The 21,583-nt window shown below is 73.1% G+C and carries 17 protein-coding genes; 7 read left to right on the forward strand and 10 right to left on the reverse strand.

The window, feature by feature from the left end; genetic code table 11:
• Positions 1–73: 73 nt before the first annotated feature.
• Positions 74–3,352: a glycosyl transferase gene (locus ACFC1J_RS07200; protein ID WP_375903865.1), complete on the forward strand. Its 3,279-nt coding sequence runs from the start codon at positions 74–76 to the stop codon at positions 3,350–3,352.
• On the forward strand, positions 3,349–4,749 hold the full coding sequence (locus ACFC1J_RS07205) for a DUF5719 family protein (RefSeq protein ID WP_375903867.1): 1,401 nt from the start codon (positions 3,349–3,351) through the stop codon (positions 4,747–4,749). The genes ACFC1J_RS07200 and ACFC1J_RS07205 overlap by 4 nt, the downstream gene beginning before the upstream one ends.
• Positions 4,750–4,786: 37 nt before the next feature.
• Here ACFC1J_RS07205 and ACFC1J_RS07210 read toward each other — a convergent pair whose 3' ends face one another.
• Entirely contained in the window at positions 4,787–5,230 is a 444-nt protein-coding gene (locus ACFC1J_RS07210) for a hypothetical protein (RefSeq protein ID WP_375903869.1), read from the reverse strand.
• Between the two features lie 106 nt (positions 5,231–5,336).
• On the opposite strand from ACFC1J_RS07210, the gene ACFC1J_RS07215 reads away from it, so the two are divergent.
• Positions 5,337–5,543, forward strand: a complete 207-nt coding sequence (locus ACFC1J_RS07215; protein WP_375903871.1) for a DUF3499 family protein — start codon at positions 5,337–5,339, stop codon at positions 5,541–5,543.
• 42 nt (positions 5,544–5,585) lie between these two features.
• On the opposite strand, the gene ACFC1J_RS07220 is transcribed toward ACFC1J_RS07215, so the two are convergent.
• Positions 5,586–6,434, reverse strand: a complete 849-nt coding sequence (locus ACFC1J_RS07220; RefSeq protein WP_375903873.1) for an RDD family protein — start codon at positions 6,432–6,434, stop codon at positions 5,586–5,588.
• 16 nt (positions 6,435–6,450) lie between these two features.
• On the opposite strand from ACFC1J_RS07220, the gene ACFC1J_RS07225 reads away from it, so the two are divergent.
• Positions 6,451–7,443 carry a stage II sporulation protein M gene (locus tag ACFC1J_RS07225; RefSeq protein ID WP_375903875.1) on the forward strand — a complete coding sequence of 331 codons (993 nt, stop codon included), beginning with the start codon at positions 6,451–6,453 and terminating at the stop codon, positions 7,441–7,443.
• Between the two features lie 35 nt (positions 7,444–7,478).
• Here ACFC1J_RS07225 and ACFC1J_RS07230 read toward each other — a convergent pair whose 3' ends face one another.
• The 8 genes from ACFC1J_RS07230 to ACFC1J_RS07265 form a co-directional block, all read right to left on the reverse strand.
• Entirely contained in the window at positions 7,479–8,255 is a 777-nt protein-coding gene (locus ACFC1J_RS07230) for an aquaporin (RefSeq protein WP_375903877.1), read from the reverse strand.
• Between the two features lie 234 nt (positions 8,256–8,489).
• Positions 8,490–10,703, reverse strand: coding sequence for a catalase/peroxidase HPI (gene katG, locus ACFC1J_RS07235; RefSeq protein ID WP_375903879.1), 2,214 nt, complete (start codon positions 10,701–10,703; stop codon positions 8,490–8,492).
• A gap of 93 nt (positions 10,704–10,796) precedes the next feature.
• The gene (locus ACFC1J_RS07240) at positions 10,797–11,216 is read right to left on the reverse strand and encodes a Fur family transcriptional regulator (protein WP_375903881.1); all 420 of its coding nucleotides are present in this window, start codon (positions 11,214–11,216) and stop codon (positions 10,797–10,799) included.
• Between the two features lie 174 nt (positions 11,217–11,390).
• Complete coding sequence (locus tag ACFC1J_RS07245) at positions 11,391–12,701, reverse strand: DUF58 domain-containing protein (protein ID WP_375903882.1); 1,311 nt, start codon at positions 12,699–12,701, stop codon at positions 11,391–11,393.
• On the reverse strand, positions 12,702–13,625 hold the full coding sequence (locus ACFC1J_RS07250) for an AAA family ATPase (RefSeq protein WP_375904482.1): 924 nt from the start codon (positions 13,623–13,625) through the stop codon (positions 12,702–12,704).
• Between the two features lie 191 nt (positions 13,626–13,816).
• Complete coding sequence (locus ACFC1J_RS07255) at positions 13,817–15,064, reverse strand: DUF4350 domain-containing protein (protein ID WP_375903884.1); 1,248 nt, start codon at positions 15,062–15,064, stop codon at positions 13,817–13,819.
• Positions 15,061–15,762, reverse strand: a complete 702-nt coding sequence (locus tag ACFC1J_RS07260; protein ID WP_375903885.1) for a DUF4129 domain-containing protein — start codon at positions 15,760–15,762, stop codon at positions 15,061–15,063. The genes ACFC1J_RS07255 and ACFC1J_RS07260 overlap by 4 nt, the downstream gene beginning before the upstream one ends.
• Complete coding sequence (locus ACFC1J_RS07265; RefSeq protein ID WP_375903887.1) at positions 15,759–17,117, reverse strand: hypothetical protein; 1,359 nt, start codon at positions 17,115–17,117, stop codon at positions 15,759–15,761. Before ACFC1J_RS07265 ends, ACFC1J_RS07260 begins: the two co-directional genes overlap by 4 nt.
• A 201-nt stretch (positions 17,118–17,318) precedes the next feature.
• Here ACFC1J_RS07265 and mtrA point away from each other — a divergent pair, with 201 nt between their 5' ends.
• The 3 genes from mtrA (at position 17,319) to ACFC1J_RS07280 (ending at position 21,481) form a co-directional block, all read left to right on the forward strand.
• Positions 17,319–17,999 (forward strand): MtrAB system response regulator MtrA, encoded by a 681-nt coding sequence (gene mtrA, locus ACFC1J_RS07270; RefSeq protein ID WP_375903889.1) that lies wholly within the window; start codon positions 17,319–17,321, stop codon positions 17,997–17,999.
• A gap of 69 nt (positions 18,000–18,068) precedes the next feature.
• The gene (gene mtrB, locus ACFC1J_RS07275; RefSeq protein WP_375903891.1) at positions 18,069–19,745 is read left to right on the forward strand and encodes an MtrAB system histidine kinase MtrB; all 1,677 of its coding nucleotides are present in this window, start codon (positions 18,069–18,071) and stop codon (positions 19,743–19,745) included.
• Positions 19,742–21,481, forward strand: a complete 1,740-nt coding sequence (locus ACFC1J_RS07280) for an LpqB family beta-propeller domain-containing protein (RefSeq protein ID WP_375903892.1) — start codon at positions 19,742–19,744, stop codon at positions 21,479–21,481. The genes mtrB and ACFC1J_RS07280 overlap by 4 nt, the downstream gene beginning before the upstream one ends.
• Positions 21,482–21,583: the final 102 nt, after the last annotated feature.

Raw genomic sequence — 21,583 nt, forward strand, 5'->3', positions numbered from 1 at the left:
CTGCCGGGAAAAGCGGGACGCGCCCGCGTCCCATCCCGCCTGCCGGCGGTGGCCCGCTTAGGCTGACCCCGTCATGTCTGCCCGAGTACACGCCGTCCTCGTCGCCCGTTCGGGTGCGACCTCCCTCGCGCGCCTGCTGCGCGCCCTCGATGCGCTCGGCGCCCAGACGCGCCGGCCGGATGCGCTGACGATCGTCGCGTGCGGCTCCTCGAGCGCGCTGCGGACCAGCGCCCGCGTCGCCGAGGCCGCCGAAGCGGTGATCGAGACCAAGGCGTCCACGACGCTCGCGGCTGCGGTCGCCCTCGCGCTCCCGCGCGTCGCCGACGACGCGGCGCTGTGGATCCTCACGGAGGACTGCGCTCCCGCTCCCGCGGCACTCGCACAACTCGCCGGGGCGCTGGAGCGCTCGCCGGCCGCAGCGATCGCCGCTCCCAAGCTCGTCAGCGCCCTCGACGAGCACCGCATCGTGTCGTTCGGACAGAGCATGACCCGTCTCGGCCGTGCCGTCGACCCCGCACGCGGGGAGCTCGACCAGGGGCAGCACGACGGCATGGACGACGCACTCGGCGCCGACGCGCGGGGTCTGCTCCTGCGCGCCGGCCGCGGACTCCGTCCCGACGCGGGGCTCGGCGGACGCGACGAGGGGCTCGACCTCGGCATCCGCGCGCGCCTCGCCGGCGGTCGCATGGTGCTCGCCGCCGGCGCGCGGATCGTCGTCGACGACGGCGCCGAGACGGAGGGCACCGCCGCGGACGCCTTCGCCCGTCGCCGCGCGCAACTGCATCGTCGCCTGAGCTACGCTCCCGCCGCCGTGGTGCCGCTGCACTGGCTCTCGCTGCTGCCGCTCGCGCTCTGGCGCTCGATCACGCACCTGACGGGAAAGCGTCCCGCCGCCGTGCTCCCGGAATGGGGCGCGGCCGCCGCCGCCATGGTCTCCGGATCCGCCGTCGCGCGCTCACGCCGGGCGATCCACGCCGACCGCAGCGCGAGCTGGGCGAGCATCGCCCCGCTCCGGGTCACCCGCGCGCAGCTGCACCAGCGCCTGGACGACGGCCACGGCACCGAGGCCGGCGTGCACGAGGACCTCGGGTTCTTCTCCGGCGGCGGCGCCTGGGCGGTGCTCGCGGCGCTGGTCGCCGGTGTCGCGCTGTTCGCCTCCCTGCTGGCCTGGCCGGCCCTCGGCGGCGGCGCACTGCTGCCCCTGCGGCAGACCGTCGAGGCGCTGTGGCGCGATGCCGCCTACGGACAGCGCGGCTTCGGGGTGGACGTGGTCGGCCCCGCGGATCCGTTCTCCGGCGTCCTCGCGGTGCTCGGCTCGCTCTGGCCGGGAGCGCCCTCCTACGCGCTGCTGCTGCTCTGGGTCGCCGCTCTGCCGCTCGCCATGCTCGGCGGCTGGTTCGCCGGCACCCGGATCACCGACAAGCCGGGACTGCGCATTCTCGCCGGTGCCGTGTGGGCGCTCGCACCGACCTTCCTGATCGCGCTCGCCGAGGGGCGCCCCGCCGCGGTGCTGTTGCACCTGCTGCTGCCGTGGGTGCTCCACACGGCTCTCGTCGCCCAGCGCTCCTGGGGCGCGGCAGGGGCGGCATCGCTGCTGACCGCGGCGGCGCTGGCCTGTGCGCCCTCGCTCGCACCCGCGTTCGTGCTGCTCTGGCTCATCGCCATCGTGTGGCTGCTCGCGCGCCGCTCGGTGCGCGGCGCCGTCCGCATGGTCTGGGTGCTGGTGCCCGCGGCCGTGGTGTTCGCCCCTCTCGCGATCTGGCACGCCGCGCACGGAACCCTGTGGGCGCTGCTCTCTGATCCCGGCGCGATCGTGGCGGCGCCGCAGGCGAGCGCGGACGCGGCGGGGCGGCTGTCGCTGCTCGCGGGGCTGCCGACCATGGACCAGGCGGGTTGGCCCGCACTCCTGGGGATCAAGGACGCCGCCTGGGTGCTCTGGCTGGCCGCCCCGCTCGCGCTGCTCGCACTGCTCTCCACGATCACGCGTCGCTGGAGCGTGGGGATCGGAGCTCTTCTCGTCGCCGCGGCGGGCCTCGCCACCGCATTCGCCGCGGTCGGCGTCACGGTCGCCTTCGCGCAGTCGCAGGCGGTGCCGCTCTGGCCCGGCACCGGGCTGAGCCTCGCCTGGATCGGCGTGCTGGCCGGAGCCCTGGTGACCCTGGACTGCGCGATCCGCCGCCCTGCTCTGCGCAGCGCCGCCGCGCTCATCGCCGTCGCCGGCGTCGTGGTGTGCGCGGTGCCGACCGCCGTGTCGTTCGTCGCGGGGACCGCGACGATCCAGCGCGGCGACCTGACCACGCTGCCGGCCTACGTGAATGCGCAGGCGCGCGCGGATCGCGAGCTCGGCACGCTCGTGCTCAGCGCGCAGCCGGACGGCGCCCTCGCCAGCACCGTCGTCTGGGGCGCGAGCGCGACTCTCGGTGCGCAGTCCACGATCATCAACACCGCGCCCTCCGTGCCGGGCAAGGACTACACCGAGCTGACGGTCGACCTCGTCTCCGCGCGACAGTTCGACGCCCCCAAGGCCCTCGGCGCGCTGGGCGTGCGCTTCGTGCTGCTGCAGGCGGGAACGGACAAGGAGACCTCGGCCGAGCGTGCGCTGCGGCTGCAGTCCGCGACCGCCCTGGACCAGCGCGCGGGCTTCGTGCGCGTCGGCGAGACGGTCCGCGGCGTGCTGTGGCGCATGGACGCCGAGCCCGCAGCCCGCGAGGGGCTCAGCGTCGGACAGCGCGCGACCGCGCAGCTCGTGGTGACGGTCGAGCTCATCGTCCTCCTCGCTGCCCTCCTGCTCTCGATCCCGACCCGTGCCTCGCGCCGGGCCGCGCGAGCGGTTCCCCGCGCGGTCGGCGTGCTGCCGGAGAGGGCTCCCCGCCCGGTCAAGCCGCAGCGGGAGCGCCCCGCGCGCGCCCCGAAGAAGCGCAAGGCCGCGCCGGCGTCCGTCGTGGTCCCCGCCGCCGTGGCGGCACCCGGCGACGCGACCGCGACGGATTCCGTATCCGCGTCCGATTCTGAGAACGAGGTCGAGGCTGAGGCCCCGGCCGTCGTCGAGGCTCCTGCGGAGCCGGAGCACGAGGCGGCACCGGCCGATGGTGAGGACGAGCCCGGCGCGATCGCGGCTGAGGCCGCCGTCCCGAACGAGCCCACCGCCGGCGAACCCGCGGCCGCCGGCGAGCCCGCGGGGGAGGAACCCGGCCAGGGCGCCGCGGACGCCGTCGCGGAGTCCGCGGATCCGGAACCCGACCGCGAGGAACCCGATCCCGAACCCGGTGCCGAGCCCGAGCACGGACCCCAGGTTCCAGGATCCGCACCCGCCGAGACCGCATCCACACCCGAGAAGGAGGCCGACGCATGAGCAGCAGGACCTCCGTCCGGCTCGTCGCCACCGGCGCCCGGCTTACGGTCGGCATCGTCGTCTCGGCCGCCTGCGTCGCGGGCGCGGTGATCGCGATCCCCGCGGCCTGGCCCACGATCGCGAGCGCGCCCGCGCACACGACGGTCACGCCCGTCGCGGGCGACACGCTGCTCAGCTGCGCAGGATCCTTCCTCGCGCTCGGGCGCGATGCCGCCCAGGCCTCCCAGCTCAGCGTGGCGGGCACGCCGAAGCTCGTGAGCGGCGCCTCGGAGGGCGCGAACCTGACCTCGACCGAGCTCGCCATGTCCGACGTGGTGGGCACCGGCGCTGCGCCGGGATTCACCGCTTCCGCGCAGGACAGGGAGCCGGCGCTGGCCGCCGCCGCCCAGTCCGTGACGGTCTCCGCCGACGACCTGTCCGGCTTCGCGGCGTCCGCCTGCCGTCCGCCCAGCATGGAATCCTGGATCGTGGGCGGCGCCGGCACCACCGGCTCGAGCGACATCCTGCTGATCGCGAACCCCGGGGCTGTCACGGCGACGGTGACGTTCACCGAGTATGGATCCGCCGGCGGCACGCACTCCTCGGAGCTCGTGGTTCCCGCGGGCACCCAGTCCACCGTGCCGCTCGTCGCAGGCTCGGCGGGGGAGAGCAGCCCCGTCGTCAAGGTGACCTCGAGCGGCGCCCCAGTGCGCGCAGCGCTGCAGTCGAGCCTGATCCGAACCCTGGATCCGGTCGGCATCGACGTGCAGGACGCGATCGCGCAGCCGCAGAAGGACTCCTCGCTGCTCGGTGTGCGCGCCCTGGTCGGCTCCGACGACGATGACAACGCCTCGACCGCCGTGCGTCTGCTCGCCCCCGAGGCCGATGCCACCGTGACCCTGCAGCCCCGCAACGCCGCCACCGGCAGCAAGGTCGGCGACCCGAAGACGGTGAAGCTCACCGCCGGCCAGGTCGGATCCGTCAACTTCTCCGCGCTGAAGCCCGGGCTGTACGCGATCGACGTGAAGGCGAGCACCCCGGTGGTCGCCGCAGCCTGGCAGACCACCGGCTTCGCCAAGGGATCCGACTTCGCCTGGATGACGCCGGCCCCGCTGCTCACTGGAACCACGGCCTTCGCCGTGGCCGAGGGGCCCGCGCCGCAGCTTCATCTGCAGAACGCCTCCCCTCAGGCGACCACGGTCGAGCTGACGCCGCTTCAGGGCGGGGCGACCCAGCGGGTCGTGCTGCAGCCGGACGGCGCGGCGACGGTCGCGCTCAGCGCGTCCACGACGTACACGCTCTCCTCTCCCACGTCGGTCCGGGCCGCGGTGGTCTACTCGGGCATCGGTCTGCTCGCCGGGTATCCGGTCTGGGCGACGGATGCCGCGGCGGCCCCGATCACGGTCTACCAGCGGTAGGCGCGGGAGCGCACAGCCTCCGACGTCCTGGGGTGCGTCACTCGTCGGCGTCGAAGCCGCGTGGATCCATCTCCCACGGCTCGCGCCCGATGTACTGCGCGGCGGCGCGGAACACCGCGCCCTCGATCGCGACGCGACGGTGCGACGCGTCGTCGTGTCCTGGTTCGAGCAGCCGCTCGATGGGCACGCGGAACAGGACGATCCGCTGCGCCTGGGTGTCCACGAGCCAGCGCGGCAGTCCGTCCGGATCCGAGTGGGCGGGCATCGCGGCGATCTCGATGCGCACGGGGCGCAGATCCGGCCACATCGAGCGCAGCAGCTCGACGGCGGATCCGACGTGCAGATCGAACGTGTCGAGTCGTCCGTCGAGGGGCGGAAGCGGCGGTCGCACGACGGAGCTGCGGCCCAGGCGGCCGTGCCGGCCGTGCCGGTCGCCACGACGCGGGACGACCGTGCGGCGGGAGGGGCGGGCACGGCGCATGCCGCAAGTCTAGGCGTCGCCGGCGCGCTCTGCGGCAGCGGTCGGATCCGGCGGTCGTGCGCGCGGCCTCCCGGCGTGCGTCCTGCGGGCCCTTAGCCTGAGGGGGATGTACGGACGACTCTGCTCCAAGGTGGGCTGCGCGCGCGAGGCCGTGGCGACCCTCACCTACGATTACGGCGACCAGATGGCGGCGCTCGGCCCCCTCGGCGCCGAGAACGACCCGCACGCGCACGACCTGTGCGCGATCCACGCCGACCGCCTCTCGGTGCCGGCGGGCTGGATCGTCGTCCGGCACGAGACCCTGCAGGCCTGACCCTTCGTCTCGCCGCGCTCGCTCAGGGACCGGCGAGTCCGGTCAGACGCCGACGTCGACGCCGCTGAGGCGCTGCACGCGCGTGTCGGCGAGAGCAAGCCCCCGCCGCTCCCGCTCGCGGCGCAGCACGGTCGCCGCGACGAGCACGGCCTCCGGGGGAGCCGCAGGCAGGGGCGAGATGTAGGCCGACGCCTCGGTCAGCAGTTCGTGCGCGATCCGCGCCCGGGCGGCGGGCAGCAGCTGCGGCGTGCTGTCCAGGAACTGCGAGATCCGCCGTGCGAGCCGATCCGGCATGCGGGCGACGTCGGCGATCGCCGCCCATGATTCGAGCCCCTGGGGCATCACGAGCACCCGTGCGGCCAGATGCGGGGTGCGCACCTTCTGGCTGTACGTCCCGGCGACGAGGTCGCCCAGCCGCTGCGACCGCGCGGTGAAGGCCGCGGTCAGGAAGGCCACGGCTCCGAACGTGAGATAGGTCTCGAACACGCCGATCAGGGCGCGGATGAGGGCGTGCCGGAATCCGGCGGCGCCGCCGTCGATGCGCACGATCCGTCCGCCCACCGCGAGCTTGCCCAGGCTGCGGCCGTGCGTGAGGGTCTCGATCGTGCACGGCACGATCAGGAACGCCGTGACCAGAGCCAGCACGGCGAGGATCCGATCGAGGGCGGGATCGCCGAAGGCGCCCAGCAGCCAGTAGCGCACGGCGATGTACCCGAGGAAGACCGCCCAGCTGAGGACGGCGTCGATCATCGCGCCCAGCGTGCGGAAGAACAGACCGACCGGCTGGACCTCGATCGCGACGGCCTCGCCGGACAGCACCTCGTCGTCGCTGTCGAGCGCCGCGATCGAGTGCGCGGCGCCCACGGCGTTCGAGGCGCTGGCATCCGACATGGGTACAGTAAAACACGTGGACGCCGACGCACTCGCCGATGCCAGGAGCCGCGAGTGGGCGCGCCTGGACGAACTCAGCCGGCGGTCGCTGGACGGCGCCGGCGTGGACGAGCTCATCACGCGCTACCGCGCGGCCTCGGCGGACCTCGCCGACCTGCGCAGCTCGGTGGGCTCTTCGCCGCAGAGCGCGCACCTCTCCACGATCCTGGCCAGAGCGCGCCTGCGGCTGACGGGGCAGAGCGAGAACGTCCTCCGTCAGACCGCCCGCTTCTTCACCCTGCAGCTGCCCGCCGCGCTGTACCGGCTGCGCTGGACCACCCTCGTGATCGCGCTCGCGAGCCTCGCCGTGATCGTCGGGGTCGCGATCTGGATCACGTCGGATCCCGCTCTCGTCGCCGCACTCGGCTCCCAGGCCGACCTGCAGTACTACGCCGAGCACTCCTTCACGGACTACTACACGGAGAATCCCGCGGCCGAGTTCGCCGGCATGGTGTGGACGAACAACGCCTGGATCGCGGCGCAGTGCGTGCTGCTCGGGGTCACCGGGATCTGGCCCGTCATGGTCCTCATGCAGAACGCCGTGAACGTCGGACTCGCGGTCGGCATCATGTTCGCGTTCGGCCGCGGCGACGTCGTCGTGCTCTACCTGCTCCCGCACGGCATGCTCGAGCTGACCTGCATCTTCGTCGCGGCAGCGGCGGGCCTGCACATCTTCTGGGCCTGGCTGGTGCCGGGGGAGCGCACCCGTGGCGAGGCGCTCGCGGTCGCGGGACGCTCGCTCGGCACGGTCGCCATCGGGCTCGTGTTCGCGCTCGGGCTCTCCGGCATGGTCGAGGGCTTCGTGACCGGCTGGGGGCTGCCCTGGCCCGTGAAGATCGGGATCGGCGCGCTCGCGCTCGCGGTCTTCCTCGCGTACATGCTGATCCTGGGCCGTCGCGCGCAGCGCCTCGGGGAGAGCGGCGACCTCACCGAGTTCGAGGCGGGAACGCCGACGCTCGTGGCCGGCTGAGCGCGCCGTCGTCCGCGGGCGGGCCGCCTCAGAAGTCAGGCCTGCGTGGCGGGGTTCGGCTGGTCGAACAGCGCGCGATAGGTGAAACCGGCGATCAGCGCGCCGAGGATCGGGAAGATCAGGAACACCCACAGTTGCGCGAGCGGTGCGATTCCTCCGTAGATCGCCGTGGCCAGCGAGCGTGCCGGGTTCAGCGAGGCGTTGTCGATCGGCAGGGTCGCCAGCACGCCGAGGGTCAGCGTCAGCCCGATCGCGACGCCCGCGAAGGGGGTGCCGCGCGTCGGATGCGTGACCCCGAGGATCACGAAGAGGAACAGCGCCGTGAACACGACCTCGGCGATGATCGCCGCCCACACCCCGAAGCCCCCTGGAGAGAGCGCTCCCCAGCCGTTGCTCGCGAAGCCGGCGTCCTGCGCCCGGGGCAGCCAGCCGTCGGGGCCGAACGTGCCGATCAGCGTCAGCACGGTCGACGCGACGACGCCTCCGACGCACTGCGCGACGATGTAAGGACCGGCGTCCCGCCACGCGATCCGCCCCGCGGCCGCCGCGCCGAGGGTGACGGCGGGGTTGAAATGCCCGCCCGAGATCGGCCCGAAGGCGTAGACGCCGACGAGCACCGACAGGCCGACGGCGAGCGCCACGGCGAGGTAGACCGAGCCCTGCGCGCCCGGATCGGTGAAGTGGCTGGACGCGAAAAGGGCGGTGCCCATCGCGGCCGCCACGAGCAGGAACGTGCCGAGGCCCTCCGCGATCAGGCGCGGAGCGAGCGACGAGGCCGGAGCGGCCGGTGCGTCGATGGGGGAGGAGGACATGGGGCTCCTTGCTCTCTGGCGCCGCGGGAAGTCGGGCGCCGCTGTCCGTCAGCGACACTACCGGCGAAGGCGCTTCCGGCGTCGCAAGGGCGACGCCGTTGCGCGAAGAGGGGTCGTTGAGCGAGCACGGCCGAAGGCCGCGCGAGACGAAACGCGATGAACCTGCGGGATGACCGCGTTTCGTCTCAGGCGCCTGCGGCGTCTTCGCTCAACGACCCCGAGGGGCGGATCCGCTCAGCGCACGTCGTAGCGGTCGAGCTCGGCGACCTTGACCCAGGCCTTCACGAAGTCGTCCACGAACTTCGCGCCCGCGTCGTCGCTGGCGTAGACCTCGGCCAGCGCCCGCAGCTCCGAGTTCGAGCCGAACACGAGGTCCGCGCGCGTGCCGACCCAGGTCTTCTCACCCGTCGCGTCGTCCGTGGCCTGGAACGCGTGGGATCCGGGATCCAGCGGCTTCCAGGTCGTATTCAGGTCGAGCACGTTCACGAAGAAGTCGTTCGTGAGGACGCCTGGCGTGTGCGTGAACGCGCCGTAGGAGGAGCCGTCCCAGTTCGCGCCGAGCACGCGCAGGCCGCCCACGAGCACCGTCATCTCGGGCGCGGAGAGCGTCAGCAGTCCCGCTCGGTCGACCAGCAGGACCTCTGCGGGGATCGCCCTGGCGACGTCGCTGACGTAGTTCCGGAAGCCGTCGGCCTGCGGGTTGAGGTACGCGAACGAGTCGATGTCCGTCTGCTCCTGCGTCGCGTCGGTGCGCCCCGGGGTGAACGGGATCTCGACGGCGCGCCCGGCGGCGGCCGCAGCCTGCTTCACGCCGACGTTGCCGGCCAGCACCACGAGGTCGGCGAACGACACCGGCGCGCCGCCCTCCGCGTTGAACGCCTCCTGCACGCCCTCCAGCGCCGCGATCACCCGCGCGAGCTCGGCGGGCCGGTTGACCTCCCAGCTGCGCTGCGGCTCGAGCCTGATGCGGCCGCCGTTCGCGCCGCCTCGTTTGTCGCTGCCGCGGAACGAGGCCGCTGCGGCCCACGCGGTCGACACCAGGTCGGACACGCTGAGGCCGGTCGCGGCGATGCGCCGCTCCAGCTCGGCGATGTCCGCCGCGCCGATGAGCGTGCCGGTGCGCGCGGGGACCGGGTCCTGCCAGAGCAGGTCCTCCGCGGGCACCTCGGGGCCGAGGTAGCGGGCCTTGGGCCCGAGGTCGCGGTGGGTCAGCTTGAACCACGCGCGGCTGTAGGCGTCGGTGAACGCGGCCTGGTCGTCCTTGAATCGCAGCGAGATCTCCCGGTAGATCGGGTCCTCGCGCAGCGCCAGGTCGGTCGTGAGCATGCGCGGCTCGCGACGGCCCTCGCCCTGGGCCTCCGGCACCATGTCGAGGCCGGCGCCGTCGGCGGGCTTCCAGTGCTTGCCGCCGCCGGGACCCGTGGTGAGCTCCCACTCGTAGGCGAACAGGATGTGGAAGAACTCGTTGTCCCAGCGGGTGGGGTGATAGGTCCAGGTGACCTCGAGGCCCGATCCGATGGTGTCGATGCCGGATCCCGTGCCGTGGCTGCTCTTCCAGCCCAGGCCCATCTGCTCCATCGGCGCGCCCTCGGGCGATTCGCCGACGTTGCCCGCCTCGGGGGCGGCGCCGTGGGTCTTGCCGAACGTGTGGCCTCCGGCGATGAGGGCGACCGTCTCCTCGTCGTTCATCGCCATCCGGCCGAACGTCTCGCGGATGTCCTTCGCTGCGAGCACCGGATCCGGGTTGCCCTCCGGTCCCTCGGGATTGACGTAGATGAGGCCCATCATGGTGGCCGCGAGCGGCTTCTCGAGCGAGCGCTCTCCCTGCTCGTCGGTGCCGATGCGGGCGCTGGAGTCGAGCCAGATCTTCTCGGAACCCCAGTACACGTCCTCGTCGGGCTCCCACACGTCGGGCCGTCCACCCGCGAAGCCGAATGTGGGCATGCCCATCTGCTCGTGCGCGACGTTGCCGGCGAGGATCATCAGGTCGCCCCAGCTCAGCGCCTTGCCGTAGGCCTTCTTCACGGGCCAGAGCAGACGGCGCGCCTTGTCCAGGCCCACGTTGTCGGGCCAGCTGTTCAGCGGGGCGAAGCGCTGCTGGCCGGTGCCGCCGCCGCCTCTGCCGTCGAACACGCGGTAGGTGCCCGCGGAGTGCCAGGCCATGCGGATCATGAGCGGGCCGTAGTTGCCGAAGTCGGCGGGCCACCACGGCTGCGACTCGGTGAGCAGGGCGGCGATGTCGCGCTTGACGGCGTCGAGATCGAGCGCCTCGAACGCGGCGCGGTAGTCGAAGTCCTCGCCGTGCGGGTCGCCCACGGCGGGGTTCTTCGCGAGCTGGCGCAGGTTCAGGCGCTCCGGCCACCAGTCGGTGTTGCCGGTGCGGCCGCCCGCGGGGCGCGGGGCGGGCGTGCTGCCGGCATGGTCGATCGGGCAGGTGTTCTCAGACAAGGCTGGTCCTTTCCTCTTCTTTCGGTCGGTCGATGGTGCGCCGGGCACCGCTCCGAGGCAGTGGTCCCGGGGCGGAGGCGGCGCGAGTCTCGGTCATGCGGACGCGGGCGCCTCGTCGCACGCGCGGCAGACCGCGCGGTAGGTGACGGAGGCCTCGAGCAGCCTCATGCCGTGGTCTTCGGCCGGGTGCAGGCAGGGGGAGGCGCCGACCGCGCAGGAGACGACCTCCAGGCGGCCGCAGCGCACGCACTGCATGTGGTGGTGGTTGTCGCCGGGCTCGACCTCGAAGAGCGCGCGGTCGGCGTCGGGCAGGCTCACCCGGCGGATGATGCCGGCCGTCGCGAGGTCTCCGAGGATCGCGTGCACGGTGGGCAGGGCGATGCCGGCGCCGTCGACGGCGGTGTGGATGCGATCCGCGGAGCTGTGCGGAGCGAGCGCGAGGGCCTGCAGCACCGCGATGCGCTGCACGGTGACGCGCAGACCCGCGCCGCGGAGGATCGCCGACGTGTCCATGACTCCACCGTATCCTTTTCCTGAATGATTCAGGAAAACCCGCGTTCACACTGGCGTGTCCCACCCCCTCCCTGACCGCGAGACTGCAACTCCGCGACGAGACTGCGCCCGCGCACTGCAGTCTCGTCGCGGAGTTGCAGTCTCGCGGTCAGTGGAGAGGGGGAAGTGGCCGGGTCAGAGGCGGCCGGCGGCCTTGAGCTCGAGGTAGCGATCGGCGATGCGCGGGGGGAGATCGTCCGGATCCGCGGTGAGGGGCTCGCCGCCCGCGCGCCGGATCGCGTCGGCGACGCGCGCGGCGTCGGCGAGGGTGCGCTCGGCGGCAGCGGCGAGATAGACGTCCTCGCGGGACTCGCGCGCGCGTGCCAGCGCGTCGATCGAGAGATCCGTGGCGGATCCGACCAGGATCGTCGTCGCGCGCGAGGCGTTCGGGAAGGCGCCGAGGAACGACCGCGCGCTCTCCACCGCGTCCTGCGCTGTCAGCACGACGATGAGCGAGGGCCGCGTGGTGAGGGTGCGGATCGCCGCGAACGCCGCTCCCCAGTCCGTGTCGACGAGGCGGGCGTGCACGGGGGCCATGGCATCCGAGAGCGCGGGCAGCAGTGCCGGTCCGTCCACGCCGCTCACCCTGGCGCGCACGGCGCGGTCGAACAGCAGCAGATGCACGTGGTCGCCGGCGCGCTGGGCGAGGGCCGACAGGAGCAGCGCCGATTCGTAGGCGGCATCCAGGCGGGTGCCGTCGCCCACGCGCGCCGCGGCGGTGCGGCCCGTGTCGACGAGGATCACCACGTGCCGGTCGCGCTCCGGGCGCCAGGTGCGCAGCATCGTGGTGCCGGCGCGGGCGGTGGCGCGCCAGTCGATCGAGCGCACGTCGTCGCCGCGCACGTACTCGCGCAGCGAATCGAACTCCGTGCCCTGCCCTCGCACCTGGACGCTGGTGTTGCCGTCGAGCTCCCGCAGTCGGGCCAGGCGCGAGGGCAGGTGCCGCCGGGAGGTGAACGGCGGCAGGATCCGGATCGCCCCGCGCGCTCTGTGGCGTCCCTGACGTCCGGCGAGCCCCAGCGGCCCCCGGGAGCGGATCGCGACGAACTCGCTCGACAGCTCCCCCCTGCGGCGCGGCAGCAGCATGATCGGCACCCGCCGGCGCTCGCCCGCGGGCAGGTCCAGCACCGCCCTGCCGTGCCCCGCGGCTCCGGCCGTCGGCTGCCAGGCATCGCGGAGCTGCCCGCGCAGCCGGCGCTCGCCGAGGTTCTGCACGATCACGGTCGTGGTCACCGGCTCGTGCTGCCGCACACGGTTCGGCACCTCGCGGGTCACCCGCAGCGCGCCGAGCGGGGCGGCCGCCAGGACGTCGACGCCGACGAGCAGCGCGCACAGCGCGAGCCAGCCGAGCAGGACGAACCACGGCGGCACCCCGAGGGCGTCGAGCAGCACGAGCGGCACGACGCCGAGGGCGGCGACGATGACGAGGCGACCGGTGAGGAACATTCAGATCGGCACCCTGGTCTGCTGCACGACGCTGGTGAGCACGGCGTCGGCGGAGACGCCCTCCATCTCGGCGTCGGGACGCAGCTGCAGGCGGTGCCGCCAGACCGGGATCAGCATGGTCTGCACGTGGTCCGGGGTGACGGCGCTCGAGCCGTTCAGCCAGGCCCAGGCCTTCGCGGCGGCCAGCAGCGCGGTCGAGGCGCGGGGGCTCGCGCCCAGCTGGACGGAGGGGGACTGCCGGGTGGCTCTGGCGAGGTCGACCACGTAGCCGAGCACGTCGTCCGTGACCTGCACGCGCCCCGCGGCCTGCTGCGCGGCGAGGATCTCCGCGGCGCTCACCACGGGGTGCAGATCCGTGAGCTCGCGCGGTGAGAAGCCGTCGGCGTGCCGGCGCAGCACCGAGACCTCGGCGTCCCGCTCGGGCATGCCGACCACGAGCTTCATGAGGAACCGGTCCAGCTGCGCCTCCGGCAGCGAGTACGTCCCCTCGTGCTCGATCGGGTTCTGCGTCGCCGCGACGAGGAACGGATCCGGAAGGGGAAGGCTCGCGCCGTCGGAGGAGACCTGACGCTCCTCCATCGCCTCCAGCAGCGCCGCCTGCGTCTTCGGCGGGGTGCGGTTGATCTCGTCGGCGAGCAGGATGTTCGTGAACACCGGGCCGCGGCGGAACTCGAACTCGCCGGTGCGCGCGTCGTAGACGAGGGATCCGGTGACGTCGCCCGGCATCAGGTCGGGGGTGAACTGCACGCGCTTGGTGTCGAGCCCCAGGGCGCGGGAGAAGGACCGCACGACGAGGGTCTTCGCGACGCCCGGCACGCCCTCCAGCAGCACGTGGCCCCGCGCGAGCAGTGCCACGAGCAGCCCCGTGACGGTGCCGGCCTGGCCGACCACGGCCTTGTCCACCTCGGCGCGCACGCGCTGCATAGCCTGGCGGAGCGCCGCGTCGTCGGATCCGGAGGCCGCCGGGGACGCCGCCGGTGAGGCCTGCACGGGCGTCGTCGTGTGCGGGGCGGATGCCGCCGTGAGCGGGCTCTGCACGACCGCAGGAGGGGCGGGCGGCGCCGGAGGGTATCCGAGCGGGGCGGATCCTGCGGGGTCGGTGCCGGGACGATCTGTCACGGGGTGCTCCTTTCGATGCGGACGGCGTTCTCGACGGCGGTCTCCAGCTCGGCGAGACGGCGGGCGTAGGGGACGAGCTCGGCGTCGCTGCCGGGCAGCAGGCCGGTGAGGAGGGCTCTGGCGCCTGCCCGGTCCACGCGGATCCGGTCGGCGGCGGCATCCGCGACGGCGGCGGGATCCGCCCTCGCGGGCAGGCCCAGCCGTGCGGCGAGGCGGGAGATCGTGCCCGCGCGCAGCGCGTCCGCCGCGTGTGCGGCGTCGGCCGCCTTCGCGGTGAGGCGCGCCCGGCCGAGCATGGTCTCCGAGGCGCGCACCGTGACCGGCAGCGTCTCGGCGACGAGCGGCCCGAAGCGCCGTCCGCGCCACGCCGCGGCGAGCAGGGCCGTGATCATGCCGAGCACGATCACGGGCGTCACCCATCCGGGGGTGAGGTCGGCCAGGCTCTTCGGCACGTCGATGTCGGTCCGGTCGGAGTCCTCGTACGAGGGGACGTACCAGACGACGTGCGGCTGTGCGCCGAGCATCCCGAGCCCGAGCGCTGCGTTGCCGTTCTCGGCGAGGTGCTCGTTCGTGAACAGTGCCGCGCCGTCGACCACGGCGCGGCGGGCGCCGTCGTGCTCCGAGATCAGGACGGCAGCGCCGTCGGTCGCGTCGCCGAAGCAGGCCGTGACGTCCGGGTCGGGGAGGAAGAGCTGGCCGGGCGCGATGGTGCCGACGTGCGCGAACGCGGGGACCTCGCAGTCGGCCTCTGCGGTCGGAGGCGAGGACGGGGATCCGTACGTGCCGAGCTGCAGCATCCGCAGCATCCGCGAGCTCGGGGAGATCAGCACGATGTCGCTTGCGGCGTCGGTGAGCTCCGTGACCGCCGCCTCGCTGAGCGTGTAGGGATCGCTCATCACCAGGGTCGTGTGCGCGTCGAGCCGGGCGGCGGCGTCCGCGCGGGAGCGCACCACGTCGACGCTGACTCCCTGCTGCCGGAGGATCTGCGCGAGCGCCTGCATGCCGCCGGGGCCCGGCCGTTCCGGATCGAGCGCGTCGCGCTGCGTGGGCGAGGGCGCCGTGAGCAGCAGTCCGGCGGCGGCGACGACCAGCAGGAGGGCGGAGACCAGGACCCAGCCGAGTGCGCGGCGCAGCCGGCGCGGGGCGCGCACGAGCGTTGCGGTGCCACGCGCCTCGGCGGAGGCGACGCCGGATCCGTCGTCCGCGGCCGTGTCGGGCGCGGGCGGGGGAGCGACGGCGCTCATGCGGACACCGCCTCGGGCAGCGCCTGCGGACGCAGTGCGCGCAGTCGGTCGTCCGTCTCGGCGAGTGCGCGGTATTGGGCGGCCGAGCCGGGGTGCCCCAGGTAGCGCACGTCGTCGAACGCCACGGCGGCGGCGTGCAGCGCCTCGCCCTCGGCGGGGAACGGCGCGGCGGCCTCACGGGCGATCGTCTGCGCGGTCGCGCCGGGAGCCGGGGCGATGAGGTCTCGTTCGAGGAGAGACCGGGCGACCGCGCGGTAGCGCAGCACGATCGCCTCGGGCCAGTCGCCCTCGCGCGCGGCGCGGTCGGAGTCCGCGCGCAGCTGCGCGGCGGTGCGATCGTCCGCGGATCCGAGGAGGACGGCGCCCGTCGTGCCGGTCCGGGAGCGGCGCGGGCGTCCCCAGATCAGCAGCACGGCGATGAGCGCGGCGACCAGGAGGGCGCCGATCACGATCGCGGCCCAGGGACCGAGGTCCACGGCGTGCTGCGGGGTGAGCAGGTCGATGAGCCAATCGATCACGGCGCGCGCCCACTGATCGATCAGGGTGGGCTTCGCCTCCTGATACTCGGGCTTGGACAGCTCCTTCTCCGCGAGCGCGCGAGCGTCGTCGCCGTCGGGGATCAGCGGGATCGCGGCGAGCTTCGCGCCGAACGCCTCGGGGAGGGCGATCAGCGCGACGCAGAGGGCGCGGGAGATCATCGCGGATCGGATCCCGGCGCGGTCCACCCCTCGTCCTGCGGCGGCACGGCCCAGGGGCTCTGCTGCGCGGGCGGGATCGGCGCGGGCGGCGCAGGTGGCGCGGGGGGAGCGGCCGGGGGCGCGACAGGAGCAGCGGAGGGCGGCGCCGTCGGAAAGGCGGAGGGCGCGGTCGGGTACCCCGGGGGCATGGCCGGGTAGCCCTGCGGTGCCGAATAGCCGGGAACGGGGCCGGGCGGCAGGGGATACGGCACCGCGGCGGGGGCGGGTCGGAAACCGGCCCGCACGGCCCTGGTCGGATCCACTCCGAACGGATCCGTCCCGTCCTCGTAGCCGGCCGCACGGCGCTCCATGGTCGCCATCAGGTCCTGATCCAGGCCCTCGTACCGCATCCGGCAGTCGATGTAGACGAGCGCACCTGCCGTCGCCTGCACGACGGAGCTGATGGACTGCAGCACGACGACGATGACCTGGGTGATCACGAGGCCGACGATCGCGCTCACGCCCAGGGCGAGCTCCGTGCTGCCCGTGGGGTTGAGCACGGGGCCGAACAGCGAGGTGACCAGCCCGCCGATCATGCTGATCGCCTGCGTGCCGACGTACATGATCGCGCCGATGAGGAACACGATCCCGAAAGCGAACCAGAACCGCCCACGGGTGAGGCGCCAGGACCGGACGATCGCGGCGCGCACCCCCGCGCCCTCGAGCACCAGGAGCGACGGCACGAGCATGAGCTTGGTGCCGACCCAAACCGACAGCACCACGAGTCCGGCCATCCCGGCCAGCACGGCGAGGACCGCGAAGATCATGCTCGGTCCGTCGAAGCCGGTCGGAACGCCGATCGCGACGAAGGGCACGCCGATGATGAGCACGGCGGCGACCATGCCCGCGACGCCGTAGAGCAGCGTGTAGCCGATCAGGCGCCAGACGGCCGGCCGCACCCGACGCCAGAGCACGCCGAGCGTCGCGCTCTCCCGCAGCACCGCCGCGCGCACGTCCGCGGCGACGATGCCCTGCACGATCGCGGTGAAAGCGACCGAGAACAACCCCATGAGCACGCCGGCCAGGCCGATGAACGCGATCGATCCGAGGTACAGGGTGAGCCATTCGTCGCTGCCGGGACGCACCGTGCTGAGGCGGCTCAGGGTGGCGAAGGAGACCGCGCCGACGACCGCCAGGACCACGATCATCACGATCAGCTGCACGACCACGGCGAAGCCGAAGAGCACCTTGGGGTTGTGCCGCAGCGCCGCGAAGGACTTCCCCAGGATCGTGCCGAACCCGAGGGGTCGCAAGGGGATCAGGCCGGGTTTGGGCGCGGGGGTCCAGCCCTGCGCATTGACACTGTGCTGGCTCACGAGTCCTCCGGTTCGCGTGTGCGTCCATCGTGTCATACCGCCGCGACGCCCGGATCGGCGACGCGACAGCGTGCGTGCGGTGCCCTTCGGCCGACTTCCGCGGGTCGTGAAGTACGCTGGACCGACGTGGGGCGCTCATCCGTGCCCACGTCCCGCAAGAGATCCGATACACCGCGAGATCCGAAAGACGACTGCCCGCCCATGACCTCACGCATCCTCGTGGTCGATGACGACACGGCCCTGGCCGAGATGATCGGCATCGTGCTGCGCACGGAGGGCTTCGAGCCCGTGTTCTGCGCGGACGGCGCGAAGGCCGTGGACGAGTGGCGCGCGCAGCGCCCCGACCTCGTCCTGCTGGACCTCATGCTCCCCGGCATGGACGGCATCGAGATCTGCACCCGCATCCGCGCCGAGTCCGGGGTTCCGGTGATCATGCTCACCGCCCGCAGCGACACCGCCGACGTGGTCCGCGGCCTCGAGGTCGGCGCCGATGACTACATGGTCAAGCCCTTCAATCCGAAGGAGCTCGTCGCCCGCATCCGCACCCGGCTGCGCCCCACGCCGCAGTCGACCAGCGAGGTGCTGCGCATCGGGGATCTCACGATCGACGTCGACGCGCACGAGGTGCGGCGCGGAAGCGCCCGGATCGCGCTCACGCCGCTCGAGTTCCAGCTGCTCGTCGCGCTCGCCTCGAAGCCGCAGCAGGTGTTCTCGCGAGAGATGCTGCTCGAGCAGGTCTGGGGCTATCACTACAAGGCCGACACCCGTCTCGTGAACGTGCACGTGCAGCGCCTGCGCGCCAAGGTCGAGCTCGACCCGGACAACCCGCGCATCGTCACCACCGTGCGTGGCGTCGGATACCGCGCGGGGAGCGTGGTCTGACCCGCACCCGGGTCACGCCGACGCCCCGGTCGAGAAGAAGCGGTCCCCGCCGATGCTGAAAGTCCGCTGATGACGAACACCGTGGCGCTCGCGAACGCGGCGGTGCGCGGCGCGCGCGGCGGAGGGCACCGCATGGCGCAGCTGTGGCGGCAGTCGCTGCGGTTCCGCACGATGGTGATCGCCCTCGCCCTCACCAGCGTCGCCGTGCTGGTGACGTGCGTGGCGATGGCCCTCGCGGTGCAGAACAATCTCTGGGAGTCGCGGAAGGACCAGGCGCTCAAGGACGCGGGGCGCGCGGCGAACTCCGCGCAGTCGATGCTGTCCTCGGCGGACACGCAGGGCAACCGCACCGCGCTGACCGGGCTCATGCGCGACGTCAGCGTGCAGGTGCAGTCGGTCTCGGCTTCCCCGTTGTACGGAGTGATCCCGCTCGATTCGCAGGCCGGCCTCGGATTCACCCAGACCGGCTTCAGCCAGGATCTCGTCTCGGACCAGCTCACGCAGCGCGTCGCGAAGGACGCCACGAAGCAGTGGTGGCAGCCGGTCGCGCTGCACGACGCCGACGGCTCCGTGCGTGCAGGGATCCTCGTCGGCCAGCAGCTCAGCGTCCCGGGTGCGGGGACGTATGCGCTGTACATCGCCTACGACCTCGCCGACACCGAGCAGACGCTCGTGCTCGTGCAGTCGAGCCTGTGGATCGCCGGGATCGTGCTGGTCGCCCTGATCGGCGTGATCGCCTGGTTCTCGCTGCGCACCGTGGTGCAGCCGATCACCGAGGCCGCGGAGTCCAGCGCGCGTTTCGCCGGCGGCGATTTCGACGTGCGCCTGCCGGTGCGAGGGCAGGACGAGCTGGCGACGCTCGGCCGGTCCTTCAACGCCATGGCGGACAGCATCGAGGCGCAGATCAAGGAGCTCGGGGAGCTGTCGCTCGTGCAGCAGCGCTTCGTCTCCGACGTCTCGCACGAGCTGCGCACGCCGCTCACGACCATCCGGCTCGCCGCCGAGATGCTCAACGACCGCCGCGAGGAGTTCGACCCGACCACCGCCCGCACCGCGGAGCTGCTGCAGGCGCAGGTGCACCGCTTCGACACGCTGCTCGCGGATCTGCTGGAGATCAGCCGCTACGACGCCGGATCCGTGCAGCTGGAGACCGAGGCGGTGAGCCTCGCCCATCTCGCCGAGGACCTGGTCGACGAGATGCGGCCGCTCGCCGAGACGCACGACACCGAGCTGCGCTTCGTCGCTCCCGGCGGGCACACCCCGGTGGATCTCGATCCGCGCCGCGTGCGCCGCGTTCTGCGCAACCTCATCGGCAACGCGATCGAGCACGGTGAGGGGCATCCCGTCGTCATCACGGTCGACAGCAGCCAGAACGCGGTGGCGGTCGGCGTGCGGGATCAGGGCATGGGCATGACTCCGGAGGACGCGGAGCGCGTGTTCGACCGGTTCTGGCGGGCGGATCCCTCGCGCAAGCGCACGATCGGCGGCACGGGGCTCGGACTCTCGATCGCCCTGGGCGATGCGCGGCTGCACCGGGGCACGCTGACCGTGTGGTCGCAGCCGGGGGAGGGCACCAACTTCGTGCTGATCCTTCCGCGCGGATCCCGGCCGCTCGACGGCGCGTCACCCGTGCCCTTGGAGCCGGTCGAGGCGATCGCCGAGATCGGCGTCACCACCGCGCCGATCGTCCAGCCGGGCGACCAGGCGCAGCCGGAGTCGCCGGCGCACGGACAGGAGGAGTCATGAGGGTCGGACGGATGCTGCGCGGCGCGGTCGTCGCGCTCGCCCTCCTGGGGCTCACCGCCTGCGCGTCGCTGCCGGTCACGGGTGATGTGCGCCCCGGCCTCGCCGCGGGGCAGAGCGGCGGCGGTTCGGACCTCGCCTTCGTGCCGCAGGGTCCGTCGGACGGCATGGATCCCAAGGACATCGTCCGCGGGTTCATCGACGCGGCCTCCAGCCCCAAGGACAGCTGGGGCATCGCGCGGCAGTTCCTCACCGCCGACGAGGCGCAGAAGTGGAAGCCGGACGCCGGCGTCACGATCGACACCGGGTCCGCCGAGCGCCGCTTCGACGTCCCCGACGTCCCCAAGGAGGCCGCCTCGACCTCCGTGCACCTCGGGCTGCAGCAGACCGGCACCGTGGACGAGACGGGCGCCTACTCCGGGGCCCCCGTGAACCGCGCGGCCGAGCTGATGTTCACCCTCGCCAAGAACAAGGACGGCCAGTGGCGCATCTCGGCGGCGCCGGACGGCATCGTGCTGGACGCGGACTCGTTCGCCGCCGCCGATGTGTTCGCCCCCTATGCGCTGCAGTACTTCGACCCGACCTGGACCTACCTGGTGCCCGACGTGCGCTGGTTCCCGAAGCGGGAGAACACCGCCAGCAGGATCGTGCAGTCCCTCGTCAGCGGCAAGCCCAGTCCCTGGCTGGCCGGGTCCGTGCGCACCGCCTTCACCGGGGACATCGCGCTCGGCCGGAACGCGGTGATTCCCGACTCTCAGATCGCCGAGGTCGCACTCAACGACGCCGCGCTCAAGGCGGAACCGATCACGCTGGCGCGGATGCGCACCCAGCTCGAGCGCAGCCTGAGCAGCCTGAGCGGCGTCGGCGTGCTGCAGGTCAAGCTCACGGTCTCGGGTCGCGATCTGGAAGCGGGATCGACCCCCGTCCCCGCGCCGACGACGGTCGACCCGCGTCCGCTCGTGCTCACCGACAAGGGGTTCGGCTATCTGGCCGGCGGCGAACTCAGCCCGATCGCCGGCGTCTCCGCGCCGGTGGCGAACTTCCCCGAGCCGATCACCTCGATCCGCGCGGCGAGCGGCGGGCAGCGCGTCGCGGTGCAGGGGGCGAGCGGCGTCGTCTACGCGGTCACCGACGGGCACGCCGACGAGATCGACGGGCGTCCCGGTCTCATCCCACCGGTCCTGGATCCCTTCGGCTACATCTGGACCGTTCCGCGTACCTCGCCCTCATCGATCCTGGCCTGGTCGAACTCGGGTTCGGCCTCGGCGTCGCGCCCGATCGCCGGCCCGCCCGACGCGGGGCAGATCACGGCGACGGCGGTGAGCAGGGACGGCGCACGGCTCGCGATGGCGGTGACGGCGAACGGGCAGGTCCGCATCGAGGTCGTCGCGATCACGCGGGATGACCGTGGCGCGCCCACGGCGATCGGCGTGGCGGATCCGAACGTGATCGCCTGGCCGGCCGCGGCGCTCGACATCGCCTGGCTGGACGACACGACCGTCGGCGTGCTCGCGACCGACGGGGTGGCCCCGGTGCTGCGCCAGCAGCAGGTCGGCGGACCGGCGAGGACCGTCGACGTGCCGGCGGCGACCCAGACGATCGCGCCGGCGTCGCCCACGACCACGGTGCAGCTGTTCGGCAACGGCGTGCTGTGGGTGCGCAGCGGCCCCGCCCCGACGCAGGTGAGCACGAACGTGAAGGTGCTCGCCGTGCAGCTCGGCGGCCAGCTCGGCGGTTAGCGCCTCGTCCTCCTCGACGCGGAGAGCGCTCGCGGAACGGGTGCACGCGCCGGGCTGATCATCCTGCACAGCCCCTCTGGAGCGGCGGCTGTGCACGGATCA

This window comes from Microbacterium sp. NPDC056052, from assembly GCF_042266785.1.
GTDB lineage: Bacteria > Actinomycetota > Actinomycetes > Actinomycetales > Microbacteriaceae > Microbacterium.

What these genes read in the sequence shown, in the direction of transcription:
- ACFC1J_RS07200 (WP_375903865.1), top strand. Translation starts at nt 74, where the DNA reads ATGTCTGCCCGAGTACACGCCGTCCTCGTCGCCCGTTCGGGTGCGACC.
- ACFC1J_RS07205 (WP_375903867.1), top strand. Translation starts at nt 3,349, where the DNA reads ATGAGCAGCAGGACCTCCGTCCGGCTCGTCGCCACCGGCGCCCGGCTT.
- ACFC1J_RS07210 (WP_375903869.1), bottom strand. Translation starts at nt 5,230, where the DNA reads ATGCGCCGTGCCCGCCCCTCCCGCCGCACGGTCGTCCCGCGTCGTGGC.
- ACFC1J_RS07215 (WP_375903871.1), top strand. Translation starts at nt 5,337, where the DNA reads ATGTACGGACGACTCTGCTCCAAGGTGGGCTGCGCGCGCGAGGCCGTG.
- ACFC1J_RS07220 (WP_375903873.1), bottom strand. Translation starts at nt 6,434, where the DNA reads ATGTCGGATGCCAGCGCCTCGAACGCCGTGGGCGCCGCGCACTCGATC.
- ACFC1J_RS07230 (WP_375903877.1), bottom strand. Translation starts at nt 8,255, where the DNA reads ATGTCCTCCTCCCCCATCGACGCACCGGCCGCTCCGGCCTCGTCGCTC.
- ACFC1J_RS07240 (WP_375903881.1), bottom strand. Translation starts at nt 11,216, where the DNA reads ATGGACACGTCGGCGATCCTCCGCGGCGCGGGTCTGCGCGTCACCGTG.
- ACFC1J_RS07245 (WP_375903882.1), bottom strand. Translation starts at nt 12,701, where the DNA reads ATGTTCCTCACCGGTCGCCTCGTCATCGTCGCCGCCCTCGGCGTCGTG.
- ACFC1J_RS07250 (WP_375904482.1), bottom strand. Translation starts at nt 13,625, where the DNA reads ATGCAGCGCGTGCGCGCCGAGGTGGACAAGGCCGTGGTCGGCCAGGCC.
- ACFC1J_RS07255 (WP_375903884.1), bottom strand. Translation starts at nt 15,064, where the DNA reads ATGAGCGCCGTCGCTCCCCCGCCCGCGCCCGACACGGCCGCGGACGAC.
- ACFC1J_RS07260 (WP_375903885.1), bottom strand. Translation starts at nt 15,762, where the DNA reads ATGATCTCCCGCGCCCTCTGCGTCGCGCTGATCGCCCTCCCCGAGGCG.
- mtrA (WP_375903889.1), top strand. Translation starts at nt 17,319, where the DNA reads ATGACCTCACGCATCCTCGTGGTCGATGACGACACGGCCCTGGCCGAG.
- mtrB (WP_375903891.1), top strand. Translation starts at nt 18,069, where the DNA reads ATGACGAACACCGTGGCGCTCGCGAACGCGGCGGTGCGCGGCGCGCGC.
- ACFC1J_RS07280 (WP_375903892.1), top strand. Translation starts at nt 19,742, where the DNA reads ATGAGGGTCGGACGGATGCTGCGCGGCGCGGTCGTCGCGCTCGCCCTC.